Raw genomic sequence first — 22,843 nt, forward strand, 5'->3', positions numbered from 1 at the left:
AGCCGAAGAGGTGTATTTACCACCCGCCCCGATCTGATCTTGCAACCGGGATCAGCCGGTCAGATCGGGGCTGGCCCGTGTGCCGTATGGTGGCCTTGCGGACATTTTAACTTTGCAAACCGGCGGACATTTCAACTCTCACGCCACATGATGTGCGTCGCGGTACATTCTATTTCCAAGTGCGACATGCCAGTAATTTCAATGGCTTCACTTTGGAGATTTTGGCATGTCGCTTTGCTATCAGCAGTTCACCATCGCCTATCGTCGCCGTCTTTATCATCTCAGAGAGCGAAAGGTGCCAGTTGGCGAGATCGCCCGCCAGCTCGGACGTCATCGCTCAACGATCTATCGTGAGCTCAAGCGCAACACTTTTCACGATCGCGAGTTTCCCGAGTATACCGGCTACTTTGATACGATCGCCGATGACATCGCCAAGGAGCGGCGTCGAAGGCTGCGCAAGCTCAGGCGGCACCCAAGATTGCGCGAGCTGGTAATTGACCGCCTGAAGGCCTATTGGTCCCCGGAGCAGATTGCCGGCCGTCTTGCCGAAGATGCCGCCAACCCGGTTCGCATTTGCCCTGAGACCATTTATCGCTTTGTCTACTGCAAGGAGGATTATGGTCTGGGCCTCTATCGCTATCTGCCGGAGGCACGCCGCAAGCGTCGACCTCGAGGCTCTCGCCGACCGCGCGGCAACGTCTTCCCGGCCGATTGCAGGATATCTCAAAGGCCTGATTTTATTGGCAATCGGACCGAGTTCGGACATTGGGAAGGCGATCTGCTGATCTTCAAGCGGGAGCTTGGGCCGACCAATGTCACCTCACTGATTGAACGCGAGAGCCGCTATACGGTCATGCTCAAGAACAACAGTCGTCATTCGCGACCGATCATGGATAAGATCGTTCATGCTTTCTCGCCGTTGCCAGCGATGGCGCGGCGGAGCTTTACCTTCGATCGCGGCACGGAGTTCAGCGGCTTCAGGGCTTTGGAGGAAGGCATCGGCGCAAGGAGCTGGTTCTGCGATCCCAGCGCGCCATGGCAGAAAGGCGCCGTTGAGAACACCAACAAACGTATCCGACGCTTCATGCCTGTTGACACGGATCTTGCCAATGTCACCCAGCAACAGCTGACTGAGTTGGCGCATCATCTAAACTCACAGCCTCGCAAATGCCTCGGATACCGGACCCCCGCCGAAGCCTTTGCCGCCTATTTGCGCGAAGGTGGCTGATGCCCTACCCTCCAAGGCGGCCATGATGCACTTGGGTTAGCTTCCCCACGCCGGACGTGCTGCGCCTCTCGCGAGGAGTTCCCTCGAAGCACAAAAGATGATGAGCTAGACTGCCGTGGCCGACGGTCGGCTCCAGAAAGTTCGGCGTGCATTTGATGATCTCCTCGATTATAGATTGCCTCTGTCGCTACACGTCTGATCAAACACCGCCGGAAGTCAGGAACAGCTATGAAGCAAGCTTCGATTGCCGCCACCGAAACACATCACGCGGCAATTCCGGCCTGGACCTGGGTGGCTCCGCTTCTTGCCTCGGTCCTATTGGCCCTGAAGTTTCTCCATGTCGTGCCATCGGACGCGGCACTGGTGCTGGTTTTCGCGGCCGTCTTCCTTGGCGCTTCCGTCTTCAGCGCCGTGCATCACGCAGAGGTCCTGGCACTCAAGCTCGGCGAACCTTTCGGCTCGATTCTGCTGGCGATCGCCGTGACCGTTATTGAAGTCGCGCTGATCGTCTCCATCATGGCCTCAGGAGCAGAAGGCAGCGGTTCGGTGGCGCGTGATACGGTATTTGCGGCCGTGATGATCGTGCTCAACGGTGTCGTCGGGCTCTGCCTGATCGTGGGCGGCCGGCGGCACTTCGAGCAGACGTTCCAGCTTCAGGGCGCGTCGTCTGCCCTGGCCGTGCTCGGCACCCTCGCAGCGCTGGCGCTGATCCTGCCGAACCACACGCTGACAGTCCTGGGGCCGTCATACTCGCCGCTACAGGCGATGTTCGTCGGGTTGGTTTCCCTGATGCTTTGGGCCGTCTTCGTCTTCGTGCAGACCGTCAAGCATCGCGCCTATTTCCTGGATGCGCCTGCTGACGATGTGGAAGGCGATAGCACGGTGGCAGAGCACCACGCGAAGCCGTCCGACCGGGAATCGCTAGCATGCCTCGGTCTCCTGCTGGTATCTCTCGCCGCTGTCGTCCTGCTTGCCAAGACCCTTTCCCCCTCTCTCGACAGGGCGATCGATCTGGCAGGCCTGCCCCACACCTTCGTCGGCGTGGTGATCGCCGCGATCGTGCTTTTGCCGGAAGGCATTGCGGCGGCGAAGTCCGCGCTGAAGAACCAGCTTCAAAACAGCATCAACCTCGCTCTCGGATCGGCGATTGCGAGTATCGGCCTCACCATCCCGGCCGTCGCCGTCGTCTCGCTCGTTCTCGATCAGCAACTGTCGCTGGGGATCTCAGCAGCAAACACGACGCTGTTGGTGCTGACCCTCTTCGTCAGCACCCTGACTTTGGGCACCGGCAGGACGACGGTCCTGCAGGGTGCGATCCATCTGGTTATATTTGCGGTGTTTCTGCTGGTTTCGGCAATCCCCTAAGGACCGCCTTCGCGCATGCTGAACTGTGACCGTCAGAACCGCTCGACCCATGGCCTGACTTCGATCTCCCATGACCAGGCGCTTCGATGCTGGCGCAAGAGATCGATGTAGGTTTGTGCGATTGCGTCAGGGTCGAGGGTGCTATCCGGCGCTTCCGCGGGATCGCCGCGAAGCGCGCTCCGGACACCCCCGTCAACCACCACATGGGCGACATGAATTCCCTTCGGAGCCAGTTCTCTCGCAGCACTTTGTGCCAGCCCGCGCAGCGCGAATTTCCCCATGGCGAACGGTGCCGAGTTGGCGAAGCCCTTTACGCCGGCCGTAGCACCCGTCAGCAGGATCGCGCCCTTGCCGGCCGCAAGCATGCGCCTGGCGGCTTGCTGTACCGAGTAGAATGCACCCAACGCGGAAACGGCCACGGCCCTTTCGACCTCCGAGGGATCAAGATCGGTGATTGGTCCGCGCACGCGGCCGCTGGCGTTATAGATGACGACCTCAGGCGGCCCGATATGCGTATCCGCTTGCGCGAAAAGTCTCTCGACCTGGCTCGGGTCGCTGGCGTCGACCTCAAGAGCCATGGCACCGGTCTCCTCTGCCAGCGATCTGAGTTTGCCGGTGTCGCGAGCAGCGATGACAAGGGAGAGACCCGCCGAGCGAAGGCTTCTCGTCAGTGAGGCGCTGATGCCTGGGCCCGCTCCGACGATAAGCGCGCTGCGATAGGGAATGGTCGACATGCCTTTTCTCCGATATGGCCGTTGACGATACAGATCGGATCGATGCCTTCGCCAAACAATGGCGGCAAAGCGAAAACTCATCGGAGGGTGTGATTTTTCCTGAAGTCGCTGTCGGGCTTCGAAGCCGGAGCCGTCGAGACTTCGGCAATACCTAGTGTCCGGGCAGCCTCATAGCCCCTCGCCTAGGGCGTCACACGCGACTTTTGCGACGAGTTCGGCGCCCACTCTCAAGGCAGCCTCATCAATCTTGAACTGCGGATGATGAAGGGGATAGATACAGCCCTCCGCCTCATTGCGGATGCCGAGCCTGAAATAGACTGAGGGCCGTTTCTCGCTGTAGAAGCCGAAGTCATCGGCGGCTGTCCATCCGGCCGCCGCAACCGCTGTTCCGGCACCGAACAGGGTGTCCGCCGCTAATGCGACAACGCGGGCCAGTGCCGGATCGTTGACGACAGGTGGCTCGCCCTCGACAAGGCTGAATTCGACGGTTGCCCTATGCGCGAGCGCAAGTCCCTTCAATATGTCCTGGACACGTTCGCGGGCGCGGAGACGCGTCGCCGGGCTGCCGCTGCGGATGGTTCCCTTCAAACGGACGGTATCGGCAACGACATTGTAGGAACCGCCGCCTTCGATGCTGGTCACGGAGATGACCAGAGGATCGTAGGCATCCCGCTCCCTCGAAACGATTTTTTGCAGCTCCGAGACAATGGCGCATGCTACCGCAATGGCATCAACGCCTTCCTCCGGCTTGGCCGCATGTGCCGAAGAGCCGCGGATCACGGCATCGAAAATGTCGCTGGCAAGCGTGAAGGGGCCTCCGGCGACGGCAATCTTGCCTGCCTGCGTGTAGGGATCGACGTGAATACCGATCGCCGCGTCAATATCGTCGAGGAGCCCTTCCTCTACAATGCGGCGGCCGCCGAGAGGCTCGGCCTCCTCTGCGGGCTGGAATATGAAGCGGACTGTTCCGGCAAAGGTGTCGCGATGCCGGTGAAGATGCATCGCCGCAGCCAACACCATAGCCGCATGCGCATCATGGCCGCATGCATGCATGACGCCCTTCGCCGTCGAAGAGAATGCAACGCCGGAGCGTTCCTCGATCGGCAAGGCGTCGATATCAGCGCGAACGGCAACCTTCCGGTTGGAAAAGCCGGCTGTTCCCTCGATATCGACGGCAAGCCCGAAGCCCGCAACATCGCGGACTGCTGTCAATCCTCCGGTCTCCAGCTGGCCGCGCAGATAGGCTTGCGTCCGCCTCTCCTGATTTGACAGCTCGGGATGGGCATGCAGGTGCCTTCGCACCTCCAGCATGTGCTCGATCTGGCCCGGCGACAGGCTGTCAGGTCTTGGCATGGATTTCTCTCGGAAAATTGGTCAGGGTTTCGCAGCCGGTCTCTGTCACCAGAATGGTTTCGCTCACCTCGATGCCCCACCCGTCCATCCACATGCCCAGGATCGAATGCAGGACATTGCCCGGCTGCAGGACCGACTTGTCTCCAGGACGCAGGCTGATCGTGTGCTCACCCCAGTCGGGCGGATAAGCAACGCCGATCGAGTATCCGATCCGGGATTCCTTCTTGAGCCCATGGCGCTCGATCACCTTGCGCCATGCGAGCTCCACATCCTCGGCAAGCACACCCGGCCTGATCGCCGAGAGCACAGCCTCCATTCCCTCAAGAACGGCGTTGGCGGTGTTGGTGACCTGTTGCGGTGCTTTCCCCAACTGCATCGTCCGCGCCAAACCGGATGTGTACCGGCGGCAGACGCCGGCGAGTTCGAGAGCGATCGTCTCGTTTGCGCCAAAGCGGCGGTTGCTCCACATGATGTGAGGGGCCGAGGCATTTTCACCCGCGAGAATGGTGGGCGGCAATGCGGTGATGTCGCCGGCAAAGTCGGGACTTCCGGCGATCTGCGCGGCCTGGATCTTCGCGATGGCATCGCATTCACGAACGCCTGGTGCGATAATGTCATAGGCGGCTGAAACCGCTGCCTCCGCGAGCCGGGACGCCTTGCGGAGATAGTCAATCTCGGCCGGGCTCTTGACCGACCTTATCCAATTGACCAACAGATCAGCGTCAACAAATGTTGCATTCGGAAGTCCTGCGGTCAGGCGGGCATGTGCTTTGGGTGAGTAATAGTAGGCTTCGAGCTCGATGCCGATCCGCCGGCTGCCCCATCCCTTCGCAGTGATCCACTGCGCGATCCAATCCATCGGGTGACGATCGGATTGCTGTACGTAGCCCTCGGGAAATCCGACGATGTTGTCCGGGCGCATCCACGCCGTCAGCAAGCCGCCGGCCGCATCCATGGCACGGCCGAGCCAGACCGGCTCCGCGCTTTCCTCGATCGGCAGCAAGACGGTCTGTGGGGTATAGAAGGACCAGCCGTCGTAACCCGTAATATAGTGCTGGTTCGCGACATCGTTGATCACAAGAAGCTCGAGATCGCGCCTGCCCATCTCCGCACGTATCCGGCTCAGACGCTCCTGGTATTCGCGCCTGTCAAACGGCAGCTCGATCATTCTTGCCCCTCACCTACATGTACTCTGATCAAAGGGTTTCATGTCGCGCAATCCGGCGCAACATGCCCTTGAGTACCGAGTGTGGCATCACCTCCGCACATTTTTGGTCTAAAGTTTCCCCCTTCGCTAGACGATTTCTCTCTTTGCCAAGTTGAGCGAAGCTTTGGCCCGGGCCATCATCAGTGGCATTGCTGCCATCGATGCGGAAGCGCAGAGCGCCGATCGATCCTTACCGTCTCGGTGCGCGAGGGCGCACTGAACAGTGCGGCGCAAGATAATCAAACGGGCGTTGAGCCGAGAAGCCAACCGGAGGTCCCGGTTGGCTTCGTTCTTTGATCAAGCACCTCGCCAGACGAGCTTGGCATTGGCGAGCTCACGCGCGCCGAGGCCGCCAAGCTCCCGGCCGAAGCCCGAGCCTTTGATGCCGCCAAAGGGCGCGCGGGGATCGGAACGGACGAAGTCGTTGATGAAGACGGCTCCCGCCTCGATGCGGGAGGCGACGCGTTCGGCACGTTCCGGATTGCTGCTCCACACGGCGGCGCCGAGGCCGTATTCCGTATCATTTGCCAGTGCCACGGCCTCGTCTTCATCCTTGAAAGTGAAAAGCATTGCGACGGGGCCGAAAAATTCCTCGCGTGCCACGGCAGCATCGCGGGGCAATCCGGCAATCACCGTCGGCTCGTAGAAATAGCCGTCGCCCGGGATCGATTTGCCGCCGGTCAGAACACGCGCGCCTGCCTTCACGGCGTCATCGACCTGGCGCTGGACATTGTCGCGGATATCGGCTCGGGCCAGCGGACCGAGCTTTGTTTCCGCCTTCATCGGATCACCGACCGGAATGCGCTTGACGGCATCGACGAAGGCCGCGGCGAAGCGCTCGGCAATCGGCGCGTGGACGAAAATCCGCTTGGCGGCAATGCAACTCTGCGCATTGTTCGAATAGCGCGAAACCACTGCCATCTGCACCGCTTTATCGAAATCGGCATCCTCAAAGACGACGAAGGGATCCGAGCCGCCGAGCTCCAGCACCACTTTCTTGCCGAGGGAACCCGCCTGCTCCGCAACCGTGCGGCCCGCGGCCGTGCTGCCCGTCACCGTGACGGCGGCGATGCGTGGATCGGCTATCACTGCCGGAGCACGTTTGCGATCGATCACGAGATTGGAATAGAGCCCCTGCGGCGCGCCGGCATCGAGGATCAGCTTCTCGATCGCCGCCGCCGATCCCTGGACCGTTTCGGCATGCTTGACGATCACGGTGTTGCCGATGAGGGCGGCCGGGATGAAGAAGCGCAGCACCTGCCAGAAGGGAAGATTCCACGGCATGATCCCGAAAATCGGCCCGATCGACTGATAGACGATCTTGGCAGGCGTTCCGGGGATCGGCTCGTCGGCGATATAGGCCAATCCGTCACCGGCGAAGTGCCGGGCGCCGAAAGCCGATTTCTTGATTTCGCCCTGCGCTTCGGCGAATGGCTTGCCCATTTCCGAAACGATCAGCGCGGCGTATTCGTCGACACGTGCCTCCAGCAGATCCGCAAGGCGGTTCAGAAAAGCAGCGCGCTCGCTGAGCGGTGCGGCGGACCAGGTCTTCCAGGTCTTGTGCGACTGATCGAGGATCCGTTCGACCTCGGCTCCGGTGTGTTCTTCATAGCGGCCGATCAATTGTCCATCGGTTGGATTGTAGGAAAGGAAGCCCATCTAAATCTCCTCTTGTTTTAGCAGGCAGGCATCGAAGTGCAGGAGGCGTCAGCCGCTTCCCTGCAGCAGAGAAAAACTGGCGGCGAGACCGAGCGTCAGGCCGCCAAGAACGGCAAATTCGCGCCGCCAAGGAATGAGGCTCTCCAGCGCCATCCACGTGGAAATTGCCGCCATCCAGAGCATGTTGGTGGCGCCTCCCGTGAACTGCAGCAGAACCATGCTGGCACAGCAGGCGGCGCGGCAGAGCACCTCCCTGCCCTGTTCATTCCGGCTGCGGATCAGCACGAGGACGGCGGCGGCAAACATGGCCGGGGCAAAGAGCGGCGCAGCGAAGCGGCCATCGCTATCGAGGAGCCCGAATGGACGCATCAGCCACTCGGCCAAGGCGCCGGTAATGGTGGCGGCAAGAAGCATTGGTACCGGCTGTGACGCTGCCCTGCCGCTCAGGCGGAACAGTCCACGCGACACGAGTAGCGACGGAGCGGCCATCGCCGTCATCATTACGAGCCAGGAGACGATTACCGCCGCCAATCCAGGGGGCTCTGCGGTGGACGCGCCAGCTGACCGGCAAATCACATCGCCGATCGCCTGTGGAGCGCAGTAGAGCGCGAGCCACGCCGCGAGACCGACCGCCAGCATGCCGCAATCGGCGGCACCGCCGCTGATGTTCCGTCGTGCTATCGCCGTGACCATGCCCTTGTCCCAAAGCTCCATCATCAGGGGGACCGGTGGCGGCTTGCCACCGGTCACTGTCCTCAGATCAGCTGCAGCAGCTTGCCTTGTTCTCTCCAGCGAGAACGCTTGCCCTGTTGATCACCGGCGGCAGATTGTTCGACGGATTGACCTCGAAGAAACCGGCCGGTGCGAGCGAGAAGCCGCAGGAAATGCAAGGTTGAACCGGAAAGTCTTCGGCGCGCACGACATGGTGGAGACCGAAGGAATGCCAGAGCACGATGTCGGTGTTCTCGACATTCCGGTCCTGTTTGACGAGCTCGGCGAGACCATCCCTGCCATCGGAATTGGCAACGAATTCTCCCGCCGGATAGCGTTCGTTCTCATTGAACGGCGTGACCCAGATGTGATTGCGGATGAAGTTGGAGCGGACACCCGAAGGACCGTCGTCCTGGATCATCGGTGTTACGCAGTTCGGGGCATGGAGCTTGTAGGCGACCGGTTTGCCGACCTGGTTCAGCTTGTTCGGATTGACGACCTTCCAGCTGCGATGGGTGGAAAGATCGGCGCGCCGCGCCGCCGCAAGTTCGGTCTTCAGCACCGTATCGACAGCATGGAAGGCGTTGCCATACGGATTGCTGTCGCTGAAGGGCTCCATGTAGGAGTTGGTTTCGACGACGCTGTTGCCACCACCATCCACCGCCATATCGAGGCGCGCGCAGAAGATGTGCTGATGGATCGGAGCGCCGAGACCCGGCTGAATCTCCGTCGAGTATTTGTCCGGCTGCCCGGGATGGCATGCATTGGTATTGACGATGCCGGTCGCCTTCATCTCGAATTCGATTTCACCGGCCTGATCGAGATACCAGTACTGGGCATACTCATAGTTACCCACGGTGCAGATGCTCGAGATAACGAGCTTGCGGCCGCGGTGCAGTACCGTCCGCCCTGTTCGGAAATCCCAGTGTTTCCAAAGGATCCCGGCATCTTCCTCATGGATGCAGACAGCCTTTTCGATGGTGACGACCTCGCCTTTCAATCCGTTCACATGTGCGTCGAGATACTGGATCTGGCCGAGGCAATCGCAGCCGAGCTTCAGCGAATTGGTCAGCTTGCCGAAGCCGTACTCGCCGACATCGAAAATGTTCTGGCGGGCGTGGCCGTAGAGCGGTGATCCGTAGGGAACGACGAGCTCGGCAACAGCCGCACGCCGCACGACGGAGCGGCCGTCAAACCGGATATCGTGAAGCACGAGACCTTCGCGTGGCGTAAAGCCGATCGCGAGCGTCCACTTGTCCCAGGACATCGCATGGTCCTTGATCGTGAAGCTGACGCCATCCGGCTGAACGACATCGAGCGGCTTCAGCGGCGCGTCCGGCGGCGGCAGGAACTCCGGATCGTAATCGTAGCGCGTCATCGGGATCGGCGGATGATCGGGATAATCGTCGACCCGCAGCACTTCGCCGGTCTTCACGTCGATCACTGCATTCAGCCCCTCGATCGGGTGGGCATAGTAGTTGCCGAACTCATGAACACGCAGCCAGGAAAAGGTGTGCGAGATCAGCCTCCCCTCCTCATCCTCGTGGCCGAAATTGCCGCCCGACCAGGAATCGACGATCACACCCGTCATGTCGGAGATGCCGCGCCTGCGGCAGGCCTCGATGAAGCGCGGGTCGTTCTTGACGTTGACCTCGACGCTTATCATCTGCTCGACCATGAAGCCGGCACGCGCGGCCGGGAAATGCGTGCGACGGATGATTGCCTTGTCCGCAACAGAAATAATGAGCTGCCAGACGCCTGGGACATCGAGATGGTTGACGTTGATACGCGCCTCGCGCGGCAGTTTTCCGCCGTCGAGATAAGCACGGTACTCGGCAGGCGATGGCTCGCGCAGGTCTATATTCTCGAACAGAACGCCGGCCCCAAGTTCCGGATCCGCCTTGACGACCGCGACGGCGATATTGATTTCGTCCGGGGTGAGTGGCGCCAGTGCCTGCAAGTGCTTCGGCGGCGGAGGTGCCGCAGCAGGTTTGAGGGTGAAAGGTTTGACGGCTTCATTCATGGTTCTGTCCTCAAATTCATGGCCGGAAGCTACGCGCCGCCTGCCGTCTTATGCGTGGAATGGCAGGGCATTCGCGCCCCGCCTATTTGGCTGATCACTGGCGGAGCGATGTCCAGATGCGGTCATAGGCGCGGGTTGCCTTTTCTTCGCAGGCAGGCGCAAAGACGATCTTCATATCTTTCGGTGGGTTGAATTCGGGCGATTCACCCGTTTCCTTCGGCAGGAACTTGTCGGAACCGGTGACTGCGCTCTGATAGCCGGTTGATTTCTGCTGCAGGGCAATGTTCTCAGGATCCATCAGGAAGTTCAGGAACTTCTTGGCATTGTCGGGATTTGGAGCGCCTTTCGGAACCGCGACATTGTCCATCCAGCCGACCGCCCCTTCCTTCGGGAAGACATACTTGATCGTCGGCTTCTGCAGGCGCGAGGCGAGCGCCTTGCCTGACCACTGCTCGTGCATCACGGTTTCGCCGGAGACCTGGCGCTCTGTCGTGCCGTCCGAATTGTAGACCTTGACGAAAGGCTTCTGGGCTTCGAGCAGTGCGTTAAGCGCCTTGAGATCAGCCGGATTGCTGTTGCACTGGTCCTTGCCGAGATAGAGGAGACCGAGTGACATCACCTCGGACGGCGAGCCGAACATGCCGATCTTGCCCTTGAGATCATCGGACGGCTCGAACAGCGCTTTCAGGCTGTCGGTCGGTCCCTTATAGACAGCCGTATCGACCGAATAGGAGGTCGTCCCCCAGACCCATGGAACCGTATATTCGGCCTCCGGATCCCAGCTGCGCTTCTGCCATTTCGGATCCAGGTTCTTGAAGTTCGGCATGGAGGCCACGCCGACCTTCTCGAGCAATCCCTGCTTGACGAAGATCGGTACGAAATCGTTGCTGATGATCATGACGTCGTAGCCGGCTGCGCCCGAGCTGATCTTCGCCAGTGCCGTTTCATTGGAGTCATAGGTGTCGATCGTCACCTTGATGCCGGTTTCGGCCTCGAATTTCTTGACCATCTCCTCCGAGGTATAGTCGGTCCAGTTGTAGATATGCAGGACGCCAGCATCGGCATGCGCGATGCATGGAGCGGCGATGGCAAGCAGACTGGCGGCTGCCAGCATCCTCTTTGCGGTCTTCATGTTCACCCTCTTCTTTTTTGGTTATTCGTTGCCTTGGCTCTTGCGCCCGAGCAGCAGCGCGCCGGTGACGAGCACAAGCGAGATACCGAGCAGGATGGTGGAAATGGCATTGACCTCCGGCGTGACGCCGAGCCGCATCATGCCGTAGACATAGACGGGCAAGGTCGTCGATCCGGCGCCTGAGACCATCAGGCTGATGAGGAAATCGTCGAGCGAGACGACGAAAGCCATCAGCGCACCGGCAAAGATCGCAGGCAGCAGCAGAGGAAACGTTACGCAGCGGAACAGCTGCCATTCGCTGGCGTAAAGATCGCGGGCTGCCTCTTCCAGATTGGTGCCGAGATCGCGCAATCTGGCCTGGATCGGCAAGAGCGCGAAGGGGATGCAGAAGACCGTGTGAGCAATCATCAGGTTGACAAGCCCGTTGGTCATCCCGAGAGCCGAAAAGAAAATCAGCGTCATGATCGCAACGATAATTTCCGGAACGATCAGGGGGAGCGCGATCAAGGAGGTGAGTGCCCCGCGCCCCCCCTTCAAGTCACCGCGCTCGAGAGCGATGGCCCCGGCCGTGGCAATCACTGTGGAGGAGATTGTCGCGACAATGGCGATGACAATGCTGTTGAAAGCCGCGCGGCGGATATCCTCGTTGGCCGCCACTTCACCAAACCAGCGCAGACTGAAGCCGGACCAGATGGTCACCAGCTGATTGGCGTTGAATGCGTAGACGATCAGAATGGCCAGCGGCAGGTAGAGAAAGATCAGAATGACTGCCGTGAAAGGGCCGAAACCCGGCGTATGACGCCAGTCGAATGGACGCTGCGTCTTCATAGCCGCGCCTCCTCGGCCTTTCTGGACCGCACAAGGAAGATTGCCAGAACAGCGATCGTCACCAGGATCGAAAGGGCAGCGCCGAATGGCCAGTTGCGCGATGAGGTGAACTGCATCTGCACCAGGCTGCCGACAAGGAGCTTCTTCCCGCCGCCGAGAAGATCAGGGGCCAGAAACGAACCGAGCGACGGCGCAAAGACAAGGCTGGCGCCGACGAGAACACCGGGCTTTGCCAGCGGCCAGACAACCCGGTGAAAAACGGCGATCCGGCTGGCGTAGAGATCATAGGCTGCCTCGATCAGCCGCGGGTCGATCCGCTCCAGCGTCGAATAGACCGGCAGAACCATGAAGGGCAGAAAGGTATAGACGAGCCCGAGCAGGATCGAGCCGTCGGTGTAGAGCAGCGGCAAGGGCGTCGAGATCACCCCGGCAGCCTTGAGAAGTCCATTTGCCAGACCTTCGTCCCGCAGGATCAGCACCCAGCAATAGGTCCTGATCAGCGTGTTGATCCAGAATGGCAAGGTGACGAGAAAAAGCAGCGTCCGGCGGCGGTTCTCAGACTGGCAAACCAGGTACCAGGCAACCGGAAAGCCGAGCAGCATGCAGATCACCGTTGTCAGGCCCGCCAGATAGACCGACCGCAGGATGATGATCACATAGCTCCAGGAAAACAGCAGCGTATCATCGAAATCGCGCTGGAAGAGGAACTGCACATAGGCGTCCAGCGTCAGCGGCATGTCGACGCCACCGTAGGGATTGGCAGTCATGACGGAATAGGCGACGGCCACCAGCAACGGCAGCACCATGAAGATGCCGATGACCAGGACGGCCGGGGCAGCGAGCGTCAATGTGCGCTGTGTGTTCATCCGCCCTCTCCCTAGTTCGTCAGATGCCGTTCGGCATCGCTCGACCAGTCGAGCACGACGGCCTGCCCGGCGGCCAGGCCGTCCACCGACTGGCGGGTGCGGCTGCGCAGCCGATCACCGTTCTCGATGACGATTTCGTAGAGCGTATCGAGCCCGAGATAGGTCACTGCGGTGACCGTGCCGCGGATCCGCCCCGCCGAGCCGCTAGCCGGAGCCGAGACCGCAATCCTTTCCGGCCGCACCGCGATCAGAATGTCGCTGCCGCGGCCGATCATGGCGCCGGGCAGCACATTGGATTCACCAATGAAATCGGCCACGAAGCGGCTCTTCGGATTGTCGTAGATCTCGCGCGGCTCGCCGATCTGCAGCACGCGGCCAGCCGACATCACGGCGATATGGTCGGACATCGCCAACGCTTCTTCCTGGTCATGGGTGACGAGGACGAAGGTAATGCCGGTTTCCCGCTGCAGCCGCTTCAGTTCGCTCTGCATTTCCTTGCGCAATTTCAGGTCAAGGGCGCTCAACGGCTCGTCGAGCAGCAGCACTTTTGGCCGCGGTGCAAGCGCCCTCGCCAGGGCCACACGCTGCTGCTGGCCGCCGGAGAGCTGGCGAGGCAACCTCGCTGCCATGGTTTCGAGCCGGACCAGCCGCAGCACCTCCGCAACGCGAAGATCCCGTTCAGCCCTGGGCACCTTTTGCATCTGCAGTCCAAAACCAACGTTTTCGGCCACGGTCATGTGCGGAAAAAGGGCATAGCTCTGGAAAACCGTATTCACCGGCCGCTTTTGCGGCGGCAGGAAAGAGGAGTCCGCCCCCTCTATCCGGACCGTTCCGGCGGTCGGAAGTTCGAAACCGGCAATAATGCGCAAAAGTGTTGTCTTACCGCAGCCGGAGGGGCCAAGCAGCGTGAAGAACTCACGGTCCTGGATCTGTATGCTGACCCCGTCCAGAGCCGTGGACGCGCCAGCGCCCTTCGTAGGAAACGATTTTGAGACATTCTCGATGGTGATCATCGCTCGCAAACCAGTCTCCCAAACTGCTATGTAACTATTTAGTTATTAGCTAGCAGTGGCGAATTTACATTGTCAAGTTGAACATCAGAATTTTATTTTTTACCGCCCTCTGATGCGATAGCGTCAGGAAATAGAGGTTGAGAACACGGATTAACCGACTGTTTTAGCGTGTATATCGAAGAAACCGGTAGGATTTCTCTGCGTCAGTGGCATTGAAAAAAATGCAACCAAAGATAAACCGTCGGCAGCTTCCGTCGGAAGCACCGTTGTGAACGCCTGCCCCTGCCGCGTAGCAGCTGCTAGCGCCGGCTTCGGGCAGTTTCTATCAATGTCATCCCAGTTCTGCGCTCACCTTTCCGGCATTCAAATGCCAGCTGCCAACGGCCGGTTGTTCGGCTCTTTCATGGCTTCGCGTTCACCCATTGCCACTGTCTTTCGAACAGTAGATGGGGAAAAAGATAACACAACACTTTTTAATTAAAAGACTTTTGATAAAGCAGGCCGCGATGGTATGAATGGCGGCATGAATCTTCGCCTCGATCGTGACGGTGCGCTGCCCGGCACAAACCTGCTACAGACCCGGACGCTCAACAGAAGAGCCGTGTTCGATGCCGTCCGGCGCAGTGGACCGATCACCCGTACCGAGTTGGCGCAAACGATCGGCCTGACGGTTCAGGCAATCTCGAACATCGCGGCGGATCTCGAGGAAGCAGGTCTGATCCGCCAGCAGGGCAAACGTGCAGGACAGCGTGGGCAGCCGGCTGTGGAGCTGTCTCTCAATCCGCGCGGCGGCTACACGATCGGCCTCAGTCTTGCCTATCAGCGCGTCACCGGCCTGCTTGTCGATCTGACCGGTGCAGTTGTCGCTGCCGAAACCCGGACCCTTGGCGAGCGCGACCCGAAGACTACCGCCGGCGTGCTGGCGGACATCACCTCCGGGCTGCTGGTGGCGGGGCAGGTGCGGCGCGAGGAGATCTGGGGTGTGGGCTGCAGCGTTCCGGGCACCGTCGAGAACGGCACCTTCTGGTACGACAAGGTACAGGAAGGCGACGACTGGACGAAGTTTCCTCTGACATCGCGTCTCGAGGAGCTGACGGGGATCAAGACATTTGTCGAGAATGACGCGACCGTCGCGGCGATTGGCGAGCGGCTCTATGGTATCGGGCGCACCGTCCGCTCGTTCTTCTATCTACACTTCAATCTCGGCATTGGCGGCGGCCTGGTACTGGATGGCCAGCACTTTCGAGGGGCGTTCGGCGGCGCTGGCGAAATCGGCCACCTGATCGTCAAGCCGGGCGGACGGTTCTGTGCCTGCGGCAGCCGCGGCTGCCTGGAGCAATATGTCTCCTTCTATGCGGCGGCAGAAACCATCTGCGGCCCGGCGCGCACGCCGGACGAGGTTTCGGCCGAAGAGCTTGTCGAGCGCTTGGTGGAGGACGATCCACGCCTGATAGCGTGGCTGCGTGAGGCGGCGCAGTATCTGCGCATCGCGATCCGCAATATCGAGGCAATGTTCGACCCGGACACCGTCGTCATCGGCGGCGGGTTGCCGGCGGAGCTTCTCGAACGTCTTATGGATGCGACGACACCGCTGCCGCCGGCGATGATCCACCGGCATTCAAGCACCCTGCCCCGCTTGATGCGGGCCGAGCACAGCTCGGAGCTGCCGGCGCTTGGCGCGGCGGCTTTGCCGATCGCAATCGCGCTTCAACCCAACGTCTCGGGCTTTGCCAGCAATGCGGCGGGCGCGGCCGCAACCGACAATCCTGCCCTTGTCTCACTCGGCATCGATCTCGGCAGGCGCTAACCCGTTGGATCCGAAGCGTGCTAACAGCCATGCAACGGGTCGGCGTATAAGCCTTACAGCGTTGCTCGGCATAGCGAGATTGCACAGCCAATCTGACGAAAAAACGCGCTGGGTGCGGAAGAAATAGTCAGTGACCGCCGGAGGTTACGGCAATACAGGCTGTTTTCAAATGGCACGGGATTTGCGTCGATTGACCGTCCAACAATCGATCGGCAGCCGATGTTCAACCTTCTGATGACCTGTCTTCTGCTTGCGGCGGCGCTCGGGCTCAGCCTGCGCCGCTTTGCCCTTCCCTATCTTGCCCGGCGCGACATCGCCGAGCAATCGGAACCGGTCACCATGGTTGCGAGCGCGGTCTTTCTGGCAGCCCTCGCCTTGACCGTATCGGACAAGGACTTCTGGCACGCAAGCCTGACGGTCGCGGGTGGCATCGTGGTTGCACTGATTTTCGATCAGCAAAGGCCCAGGCTGGCGGCCGTCTTATCGGCAGCCTGCCTGCTCTGCTATCTGGCGCTGCGCTGAGCCGTTTAGGCCGCTGCTCCCTCTTCGCCGGGTTTCTTCGGCAACGAGCGCGAGACGGAGCTCAGGAGGTCCGTCTGCGAAACCAAGCCAAGAATTTGATCGTTTTCGTCGATGATGATGACGGCATGCGTCCGGCCGTTGGTCAGCAGAGGCAGAAGATCGAAGGCGCGGTCACTGGCGCGCGCTGTCGTCGCTTCCGAAATGCGCCCTTCCAGGGCACCCGAAAAAAGCGCCAGTTCGCGCAGTCCAACGGTGCCGATAAGCCGCCGCCGGGCATCCCTCACCGGCAGGGTGCGGACGTTGTGGTTGAGCAGCAGCCAGCGGGCCTGTTCGACCGTGGCATCGGCGTCGATGGCGATCACATCGCGCGACATGATGTCGGCGCAGCTGATCTCGGCATTGGCGCGCGCGACGGCCTCGAATTCAACCCGGCGCAGCAGACGCCCGAGATCGGCGCGGTCGATGTCGAAGGTCTCGTTCAGCGCCGCAAGCGCCGCGTCGATATCTTCCTCCCGAAAGCCCGTCCGCTCTTCCGGGCGCGGATCGGCAGTCCGGTGGGTATTTGCAGGCGCGATGACGACATGCGGATAGTTGTGCCGCGAGAGCTTGTGGAACAGCAGCCCGATCGCCACCAGCAGGCAGGAGTTGAGAGCCACCGGCACGAAGGGGAAAAGAAGGCCCCAGCTGGCGACGACGGGTCCGCCGAGAACAGCGGTCAGCGCCGCAGCACCGCCGGGCGGGTGCAGGCATCGCGTCAGGGACATGGCCGCAATGGCGAGCGATACGCCGACGCCTGTGGCAACGATCGGATCCTTGATCAGGCTCGCTGCGGCAACGCCCATCAAAGCCGAGATGGTATTGCCGCCGATGATCGACCATGGCTGCGCGAGCGGGCTTGCCGGGACAGCGAACAGCAGAACGGCCGAGGCTCCCATGGGGGCTACGATCAGCGGCAGATGCGATCCCTCACCGAACAGGAACCCGCATAACATGCCCGTCATCGCGATAGCGACGAGCGCGCCCAAACAGGCGAGCAGCCGGTCCCGCAGCGTGGCGCCGGCAAGGATCGGGTGAAACAGGCGGGACGCAAGCGAGTTTTTATCGGAAAAGCGCTGCGGACTGGGAGGGGTCATGGGGTAACCAGATAAGACCGTTTGCAGTTTCGGTATGTCGATGCGGTTGATAGCGGATGTTTGCTGCCGCGAAAAGGAGAAGTTCGAACCGGCGTGGCTATGCCGCATGTCGACTGTCGGTCAGTTTGCAGCCCGGAATTCAACCCGGCAAAGTGCTGCCGGAAAGCGCCTTACGGTCCATGATCTGCGCAATCTTCCCGGCATCCATGACGACGGCACGGTCGCACATATGGGCGACGACGCCGGGATCGTGGCTGACCAGAATGAAGGTCATGCCGTGCGAGGCCTTGAGATCGTTGAGCAGGTTCAGGATTTCGGCCTGCACCGAGACATCGAGCGCCGAGGTCGGCTCGTCGAGCAACAACAGCTTGGGTTTGAGCAAGAGCGCACGGGCAATCGCCACACGCTGGCGCTGGCCGCCGGAAAGCTGGTGCGGATAGCGGCCCGCGACGGCTGTGGGCAGCCCAACCTGATCGAGTGCGATGCGCACCTCTTCCTCGACATTGCGAATGCCGCGCAGTGACAGCGGTTCGCCGAGAATGCGGGAAATGCGATGGCGCGGATGTAGCGACGAATAGGGATCCTGGAACACCATCTGGATACCGGCGCGTAGGGCGCCGGTGATTTTCCGGCCGGGGTGCAGAGGTTCGCCGGACACGGAGATCGAGCCCTGCCAATTGGTGTTCAAGCCGGCGACTGCGCGCAAAACCGTGGTCTTGCCGCATCCCGACGGGCCGATCAGTCCGAAGGTCTCGCCGTGCGCGACATCGAAACTCACCTCGCGCACGGCGGTGAAGCCCTTCCCGCCGCCCTGGAAGCTGACGGAGAGATCGGCGATCGTCAGCGCGCTCATGCCTCGTCTCCATAGACGGGAAGCCGTGTCCCGTAGGTCGCCGCCGACGGGCGAGCGGCCCAGAGCGCACGGGTATAGGCGGAGCTGGCATTGGCAAGATCGGCGGAGGCCATCTGCTCCTCGATCCTTCCCTGGCGCATGACCATGACGCGGTCGGCATAGCGGGAAACCTGTTGCAGGTCGTGGCCGATCAGCAGCAGCCCCATGCCGAGTTCTTCGGTCAGCGAGCGCAGCAAGGTCAGGATCTGGTCCTGCAATTCGCGATCGAGGGCCGATGTCGGTTCGTCGGCAATCAGCAGCTTCGGCCGGTTGATCAGCATGGCGGCGAGCATCACCCGCTGGCCCATTCCGCCCGACAAGGCGGCAGGATAGCTGGAATAGATCCGTCCGGGGTCAGGCAGGCCAACCTTGTCGAGCATGTCGAGTGCGCACTCGCGCCGCTCAGCGGATGAAAGCTTGGTGTGCAGCAGCAGGGTTTCCTCGACCTGCCGGCCGATTTTATGGGCCGGGTTCAGCGAATATTTGGGATCCTGCAAAATCAGGCCAAGGCCGCTGCCGCGCAGGCTGTTCCAGCCGGACGCGGAAAGCGCCGTGAGGTCCTTTTCATCGAATGACAGGCGCTTCGCTGCAACCTCCGCGCGCCTCGGCAGAAGGCCCATGACCGCCCTGCCCGTCATCGACTTGCCCGAACCGGATTCGCCGACGAGTGCGACCACTTCGCGTCCGACCGAAAACGAAATCCCATCGACAACCCGGATCGGCCCGGCCTCAGACGGAAAGGTAACAGATAGATCCTCGGCGGATAGCAGCGGCTCAGTCATGACGCGGATCCAGAATGTCGCGCAGGCCATCGGCCAGCAAATTGAAGGCAAAGGAGGTGACGAGAATGGCAACACCCGGAACCGCGGCCACCCACCATTGATCGAAGATCACCTGCGTGCCTTCGGAGACCATCGAACCCCATTCTGCTGTCGGCGGGCGAACGCCGAGGCCGAGGAACCCTAGCCCCGCAGCCGCGAGGATGATCCCCGAGAGATCGAGCGCCAGCCGGATGATGGCGGATGGCAGGACCAGCGGCAGGATATGCCCCCAGAGCAATCTCGCCCCCCGGATACCGACCATTTCGGCGGCCGCCAGATAATCGCTGCGCCTCAGAGCAGCGGTCTCCACGCGGGCCTGCCGCGCATAGGCTGGCCAGCTGGTCAGCGCCAGCGCCAATGCACCGTTGATGAGGCCCGGCCCCATGATCGCGACAAAGGCGAAGGCGAGCAGCAGACGCGGAAAGGACATGACGATATCGGTGATCCGCATCAGCAGGCGCTCGGTCATGCCGCCGAAGAAGCCCGCGAAGGTGCCGATGAGAATGCCGAGCGGCGCCATCAGCAGCACGACGACGAGAACGAGGAGCAAGGTCGGCCGCGCGCCGTAAATCATGCGCGACAGGATATCCCGCCCGAAGGCGTCGGTGCCGAGCCAGTGCAGGGCGCTCGGCGGCATCAGCCGGTTTGCGGTCTCCTGCAGGTTCGGGTCATAGGGCGCAATCAGCGGCGCCAGCAGCGCGAAGGCGAGAATGAGAAGCACGACGGCGCTGCCGGCGGCGGCCGATGGCGAGCGCAGGACACGCCGGACGAAGGACGGACCGCCGAGCGGCGCCTGGACGATCGCACTCATCGCGTCTTCCCCGCTTCCAGCCGGGCGACACCGAGATCGGTCAGCGCATTCAGAAGCACGAAGCAGGCGCCGACGATCAGCGTGGCGCCGAGGATGGCAGGCATGTCCCCCGCAAACATCGCCGTCGTCAGATAGCGGCCGATACCGGGCCAGGCAAAGACGGTTTCCGTCAACACCGCGCCCTCAAGCAGGCCGGCATAGGAAAGAGCAATCACGGTCAGCAGCGTTCCTGAAATATTGGGAAGAATATGGACGAAGACGATGCGGCCGAGACCTGCCCCTTTGGCGCGCGCTGTCGTCACATATTCCTGGCCGAGTTCGGTGAGGATGGCGGCACGCGTCAGCCGGGAGATGGCAGCCAGCGCATTCAGGGCCAGAACGGTGGCCGGCAATGCCAGATGGGCGAGTGCATCGCGAAAGGCGCCCGCCTTGCCGGACATCCATGTATCGATCAGGGCAAAGCCGGTGACCGGCTTGACGGTGTATTGAAAAACCACATCCGCCCTGCCCGGTCCCGGCGCCCAGTGCAGCCGGGCGTAAAACAGGAGCAGCATCAGCAGGCCAAGCCAGAAGATCGGCACCGAGTAGCCAAAGAGCGAGACGAAGCGGGCAAGACTATCCACCCAGGTGCCTTGCCGCATGGCGGCGGCGATGCCGAGCGCAAGGCCGATCACGGCTCCCAGAATGATGGCCGCGGTCGCCAGCTCGATCGTTGCCGGGAAGGTGCGGGCGATGTCCTTGGCGACCGGCTGGCCTGTGGAGATCGACTGGCCGAAATTGCCCGACAGCGCCGTCTCGACATAGCGGACGAACTGAAGTGGCAAGGGCTGATCGAGCCCCAGCTCCACCCGCGCCTGCTGATAGGTCGATTGGCTGGCATGATCGCCGACCAGCTGCAGCGCCGGATCGATCGGCGAGAGCCGCGTCATCGCAAAGGTCACCAGCGCTAACCCGAACAGCGTCAGCGCGAAAGACCATGTCCACTTGATGAGCGGCCAGACGAAAGACAACTCCCGCCAGCTGTTGTGCTGGCGGGAGTTGTTCATGTCGGCGCTATTATCGGTTGCCGTTTGCGGCACTTATTTCTCTACCTTGTCGTAATAGACCTGATCTGCATTCAGGCCCTGGGCATAGTTCTTGACCTTGTCGCTTATCACGACCTGATCGTTGCCCTGAAGCGTAAAGATGAAGGGCGAACTCGCCTGGATCTTCTTCTGCAGGTCCTGATAGAGCGCGGCGCGCTTGGCGGCGTCCTGTTCCTTGACGGCGGCGAGCGTCTCGTCGGTCAGCTCGGGGATCACCCAGCCGGCATATTTCGCGGCCGTGTTGGTGGAGTTGTCCTTGTTGATCGCAAAGGCGCTGGCGTTGGAATGCGGATCGAAATAGTCCGGGATCCAGTAACGCAGCGTCATTTCGAACTTGCCGGAGCGGCCGCGGGCATAGATGTCGCTGGCGACGCCCGGCTGGATATCGAGATTGATGCCGGCCTGAGCGAAGGTCGACTGCAGCGACTGGGCGATCGACAGGAACGGCTGGTCGTTGAAGACGATGAATTCGACCTTGAACGGCGTCTTGATGCCGGCATCCGCAAGCACCTTCTTCGCCTTTTCGACGTCGAGCTTGAACGGGGTGTCCGTCAGAGCGCCCGGGAAGCCGACTGGCAGGAAGGATTGGTGAACGGTGCTCTGGCCGCGCAGCAGGTTCTTGGCGATACCATCGTAATCGACGAGATAGCGGGCTGCTTCCCAGAAGGCCGGGTTGCCGAGCGTCGGGTTGGCCTTGGTGTTCAAGAGGATGTAATCGGTGCGTGCCGAGGGAACCGAGAGAACCTTGACGCCACTCTTGTCCTTCAGTGCGTCGATCTGGTCGGCAGCGAGGCCGCGGGCGATATCGGCATCGCCCTGCTCGACGAGCAGGCGGCGGGCGCCGACGTCGCGCACGTTGCGGATGATGACATTCTCGAGCTTCGGCTTGTCGGACGAATTGGCGTTCGCCTGCAGCACCAGCGCCTCATGCGGCGTGTAGGTGGCGATCGTGAAGGCGCCGCTGCCGGCGGAATTGGTCTTCAACCAGCCATTGCCGAAATCATTGTCCTTGGCCTCAGCCGAAACCGTCTGCTCATCGACAACCGAAGCGATCGGCGCGGTCAGCAGCGACAGCGCAAAGCCGGCACCGACATCGGCGGTCCATGTGAGCTTCACGTGCTTGTCGTCTACCTTGGTGACGGCGGTATCGACGTTGTCGGCCTTCCAGCCGAGTTCGTTGAGAATGAAGGCCGGGGATTTGTTGAGCTTCACGGCGCGCGTCAGCGAGAAGATCACGTCTTCGGGACGAACCGGATTGCCGGATGCGAACTTGGCATCGGCGAGCGCGAAGGTCAGGCTCTTGCCGTCGCTGCCAGCTTCCCAGGACGCGGCGAGCGCAGGCTCGATCTTGGTGCCGTCGTCGCGGTTCGACTGTACGAGACGCTGATAGAGATTGTTGAAGGACTGAACGGTGGTGAGCTCGAAACCTTCGGCCGGGTCAAAGCTGACGGCGTCATCAATCGACTGCGCAACGACCAGCGTATCGGAAGGGGTTTCGGCGTAGGCGGCGAGCGGGCTTAAAGCAAAGCTGAAAACGGCGCCGAGCAGCGCGGCGCGGCAAGACTGCAGCAACATTTTGATCTCCTTATATATTTCTTCTTTGAGCGTCGTTCCGGCGATGCGCCGTGTCACCCGCAGGCCGTCAACTTACGG

20 protein-coding genes are annotated in these 22,843 nt (G+C 61.3%); 4 read left to right on the plus strand and 16 right to left on the minus strand.

The annotated features are described in order from the left end of the window. The first annotated feature begins 226 nt into the window (after window positions 1–226). Both AC1DNK_RS25820 and AC1DNK_RS25825 read left to right on the plus strand, forming a co-directional pair. Window positions 227–1,228, plus strand: a complete 1,002-nt coding sequence (locus tag AC1DNK_RS25820) for an IS30 family transposase (RefSeq protein ID WP_112445352.1) — start codon at window positions 227–229, stop codon at window positions 1,226–1,228. Between the two features lie 228 nt (window positions 1,229–1,456). Beyond that, entirely contained in the window at window positions 1,457–2,593 is a 1,137-nt protein-coding gene (locus tag AC1DNK_RS25825; RefSeq protein ID WP_477943964.1) for a calcium:cation antiporter, read from the plus strand. 32 nt (window positions 2,594–2,625) lie between these two features. Here the strand turns inward: AC1DNK_RS25825 and AC1DNK_RS25830 are convergent, their stop codons facing one another. The 10 genes from AC1DNK_RS25830 to AC1DNK_RS25875 form a co-directional block, all read right to left on the minus strand. Continuing rightward, the gene (locus AC1DNK_RS25830) at window positions 2,626–3,327 is read right to left on the minus strand and encodes an SDR family NAD(P)-dependent oxidoreductase (protein WP_477943965.1); all 702 of its coding nucleotides are present in this window, start codon (window positions 3,325–3,327) and stop codon (window positions 2,626–2,628) included. 168 nt (window positions 3,328–3,495) lie between these two features. Further along, entirely contained in the window at window positions 3,496–4,680 is a 1,185-nt protein-coding gene (locus tag AC1DNK_RS25835; protein WP_477943966.1) for a M20 metallopeptidase family protein, read from the minus strand. Next, entirely contained in the window at window positions 4,667–5,848 is a 1,182-nt protein-coding gene (locus tag AC1DNK_RS25840; RefSeq protein WP_477943967.1) for a M24 family metallopeptidase, read from the minus strand. Before AC1DNK_RS25840 ends, AC1DNK_RS25835 begins: the two co-directional genes overlap by 14 nt. Window positions 5,849–6,184: 336 nt before the next feature. Further along, the gene (locus AC1DNK_RS25845; protein ID WP_477943968.1) at window positions 6,185–7,546 is read right to left on the minus strand and encodes an NAD-dependent succinate-semialdehyde dehydrogenase; all 1,362 of its coding nucleotides are present in this window, start codon (window positions 7,544–7,546) and stop codon (window positions 6,185–6,187) included. Window positions 7,547–7,594: 48 nt separating this feature from the next. Continuing rightward, the gene (locus AC1DNK_RS25850) at window positions 7,595–8,263 is read right to left on the minus strand and encodes a copper chaperone (RefSeq protein ID WP_477943969.1); all 669 of its coding nucleotides are present in this window, start codon (window positions 8,261–8,263) and stop codon (window positions 7,595–7,597) included. A 43-nt stretch (window positions 8,264–8,306) separates the two neighbouring features. Then, window positions 8,307–10,280 carry a primary-amine oxidase gene (locus tag AC1DNK_RS25855; RefSeq protein WP_477943970.1) on the minus strand — a complete coding sequence of 658 codons (1,974 nt, stop codon included), beginning with the start codon at window positions 10,278–10,280 and terminating at the stop codon, window positions 8,307–8,309. Between the two features lie 94 nt (window positions 10,281–10,374). Next, on the minus strand, window positions 10,375–11,412 hold the full coding sequence (locus AC1DNK_RS25860) for an extracellular solute-binding protein (protein ID WP_477943971.1): 1,038 nt from the start codon (window positions 11,410–11,412) through the stop codon (window positions 10,375–10,377). Between the two features lie 21 nt (window positions 11,413–11,433). After that, window positions 11,434–12,240 carry an ABC transporter permease gene (locus AC1DNK_RS25865; protein WP_477943972.1) on the minus strand — a complete coding sequence of 269 codons (807 nt, stop codon included), beginning with the start codon at window positions 12,238–12,240 and terminating at the stop codon, window positions 11,434–11,436. Beyond that, window positions 12,237–13,106 carry an ABC transporter permease gene (locus tag AC1DNK_RS25870; RefSeq protein ID WP_477943973.1) on the minus strand — a complete coding sequence of 290 codons (870 nt, stop codon included), beginning with the start codon at window positions 13,104–13,106 and terminating at the stop codon, window positions 12,237–12,239. The genes AC1DNK_RS25865 and AC1DNK_RS25870 overlap by 4 nt, the downstream gene beginning before the upstream one ends. 11 nt (window positions 13,107–13,117) lie before the next feature. After that, the gene (locus AC1DNK_RS25875; RefSeq protein WP_477944055.1) at window positions 13,118–14,119 is read right to left on the minus strand and encodes an ABC transporter ATP-binding protein; all 1,002 of its coding nucleotides are present in this window, start codon (window positions 14,117–14,119) and stop codon (window positions 13,118–13,120) included. Between the two features lie 523 nt (window positions 14,120–14,642). On the opposite strand from AC1DNK_RS25875, the gene AC1DNK_RS25880 reads away from it, so the two are divergent. Next, window positions 14,643–15,926: an ROK family transcriptional regulator gene (locus tag AC1DNK_RS25880; protein ID WP_477943974.1), complete on the plus strand. Its 1,284-nt coding sequence runs from the start codon at window positions 14,643–14,645 to the stop codon at window positions 15,924–15,926. Window positions 15,927–16,145: 219 nt separating this feature from the next. Further along, window positions 16,146–16,448 (plus strand): hypothetical protein, encoded by a 303-nt coding sequence (locus AC1DNK_RS25885; RefSeq protein ID WP_477943975.1) that lies wholly within the window; start codon window positions 16,146–16,148, stop codon window positions 16,446–16,448. 5 nt (window positions 16,449–16,453) lie between these two features. Here AC1DNK_RS25885 and AC1DNK_RS25890 read toward each other — a convergent pair whose 3' ends face one another. The 6 genes from AC1DNK_RS25890 to AC1DNK_RS25915 form a co-directional block, all read right to left on the minus strand. Continuing rightward, window positions 16,454–17,581, minus strand: a complete 1,128-nt coding sequence (locus AC1DNK_RS25890; protein ID WP_477943976.1) for an HPP family protein — start codon at window positions 17,579–17,581, stop codon at window positions 16,454–16,456. Window positions 17,582–17,720: 139 nt separating this feature from the next. Next, window positions 17,721–18,434 (minus strand): ABC transporter ATP-binding protein, encoded by a 714-nt coding sequence (locus AC1DNK_RS25895; protein ID WP_477943977.1) that lies wholly within the window; start codon window positions 18,432–18,434, stop codon window positions 17,721–17,723. Further along, window positions 18,431–19,255 (minus strand): ATP-binding cassette domain-containing protein, encoded by an 825-nt coding sequence (locus AC1DNK_RS25900; RefSeq protein WP_477943978.1) that lies wholly within the window; start codon window positions 19,253–19,255, stop codon window positions 18,431–18,433. Before AC1DNK_RS25900 ends, AC1DNK_RS25895 begins: the two co-directional genes overlap by 4 nt. Continuing rightward, complete coding sequence (locus AC1DNK_RS25905) at window positions 19,248–20,105, minus strand: ABC transporter permease (protein WP_477943979.1); 858 nt, start codon at window positions 20,103–20,105, stop codon at window positions 19,248–19,250. Before AC1DNK_RS25905 ends, AC1DNK_RS25900 begins: the two co-directional genes overlap by 8 nt. Next, entirely contained in the window at window positions 20,102–21,184 is a 1,083-nt protein-coding gene (locus AC1DNK_RS25910; protein WP_477943980.1) for an ABC transporter permease, read from the minus strand. Before AC1DNK_RS25910 ends, AC1DNK_RS25905 begins: the two co-directional genes overlap by 4 nt. Then, the gene (locus AC1DNK_RS25915) at window positions 21,185–22,765 is read right to left on the minus strand and encodes an ABC transporter substrate-binding protein (protein ID WP_477943981.1); all 1,581 of its coding nucleotides are present in this window, start codon (window positions 22,763–22,765) and stop codon (window positions 21,185–21,187) included. Window positions 22,766–22,843: the final 78 nt, after the last annotated feature.

It is taken from the genome of Rhizobium sp. 01N424 (assembly GCF_056399485.1).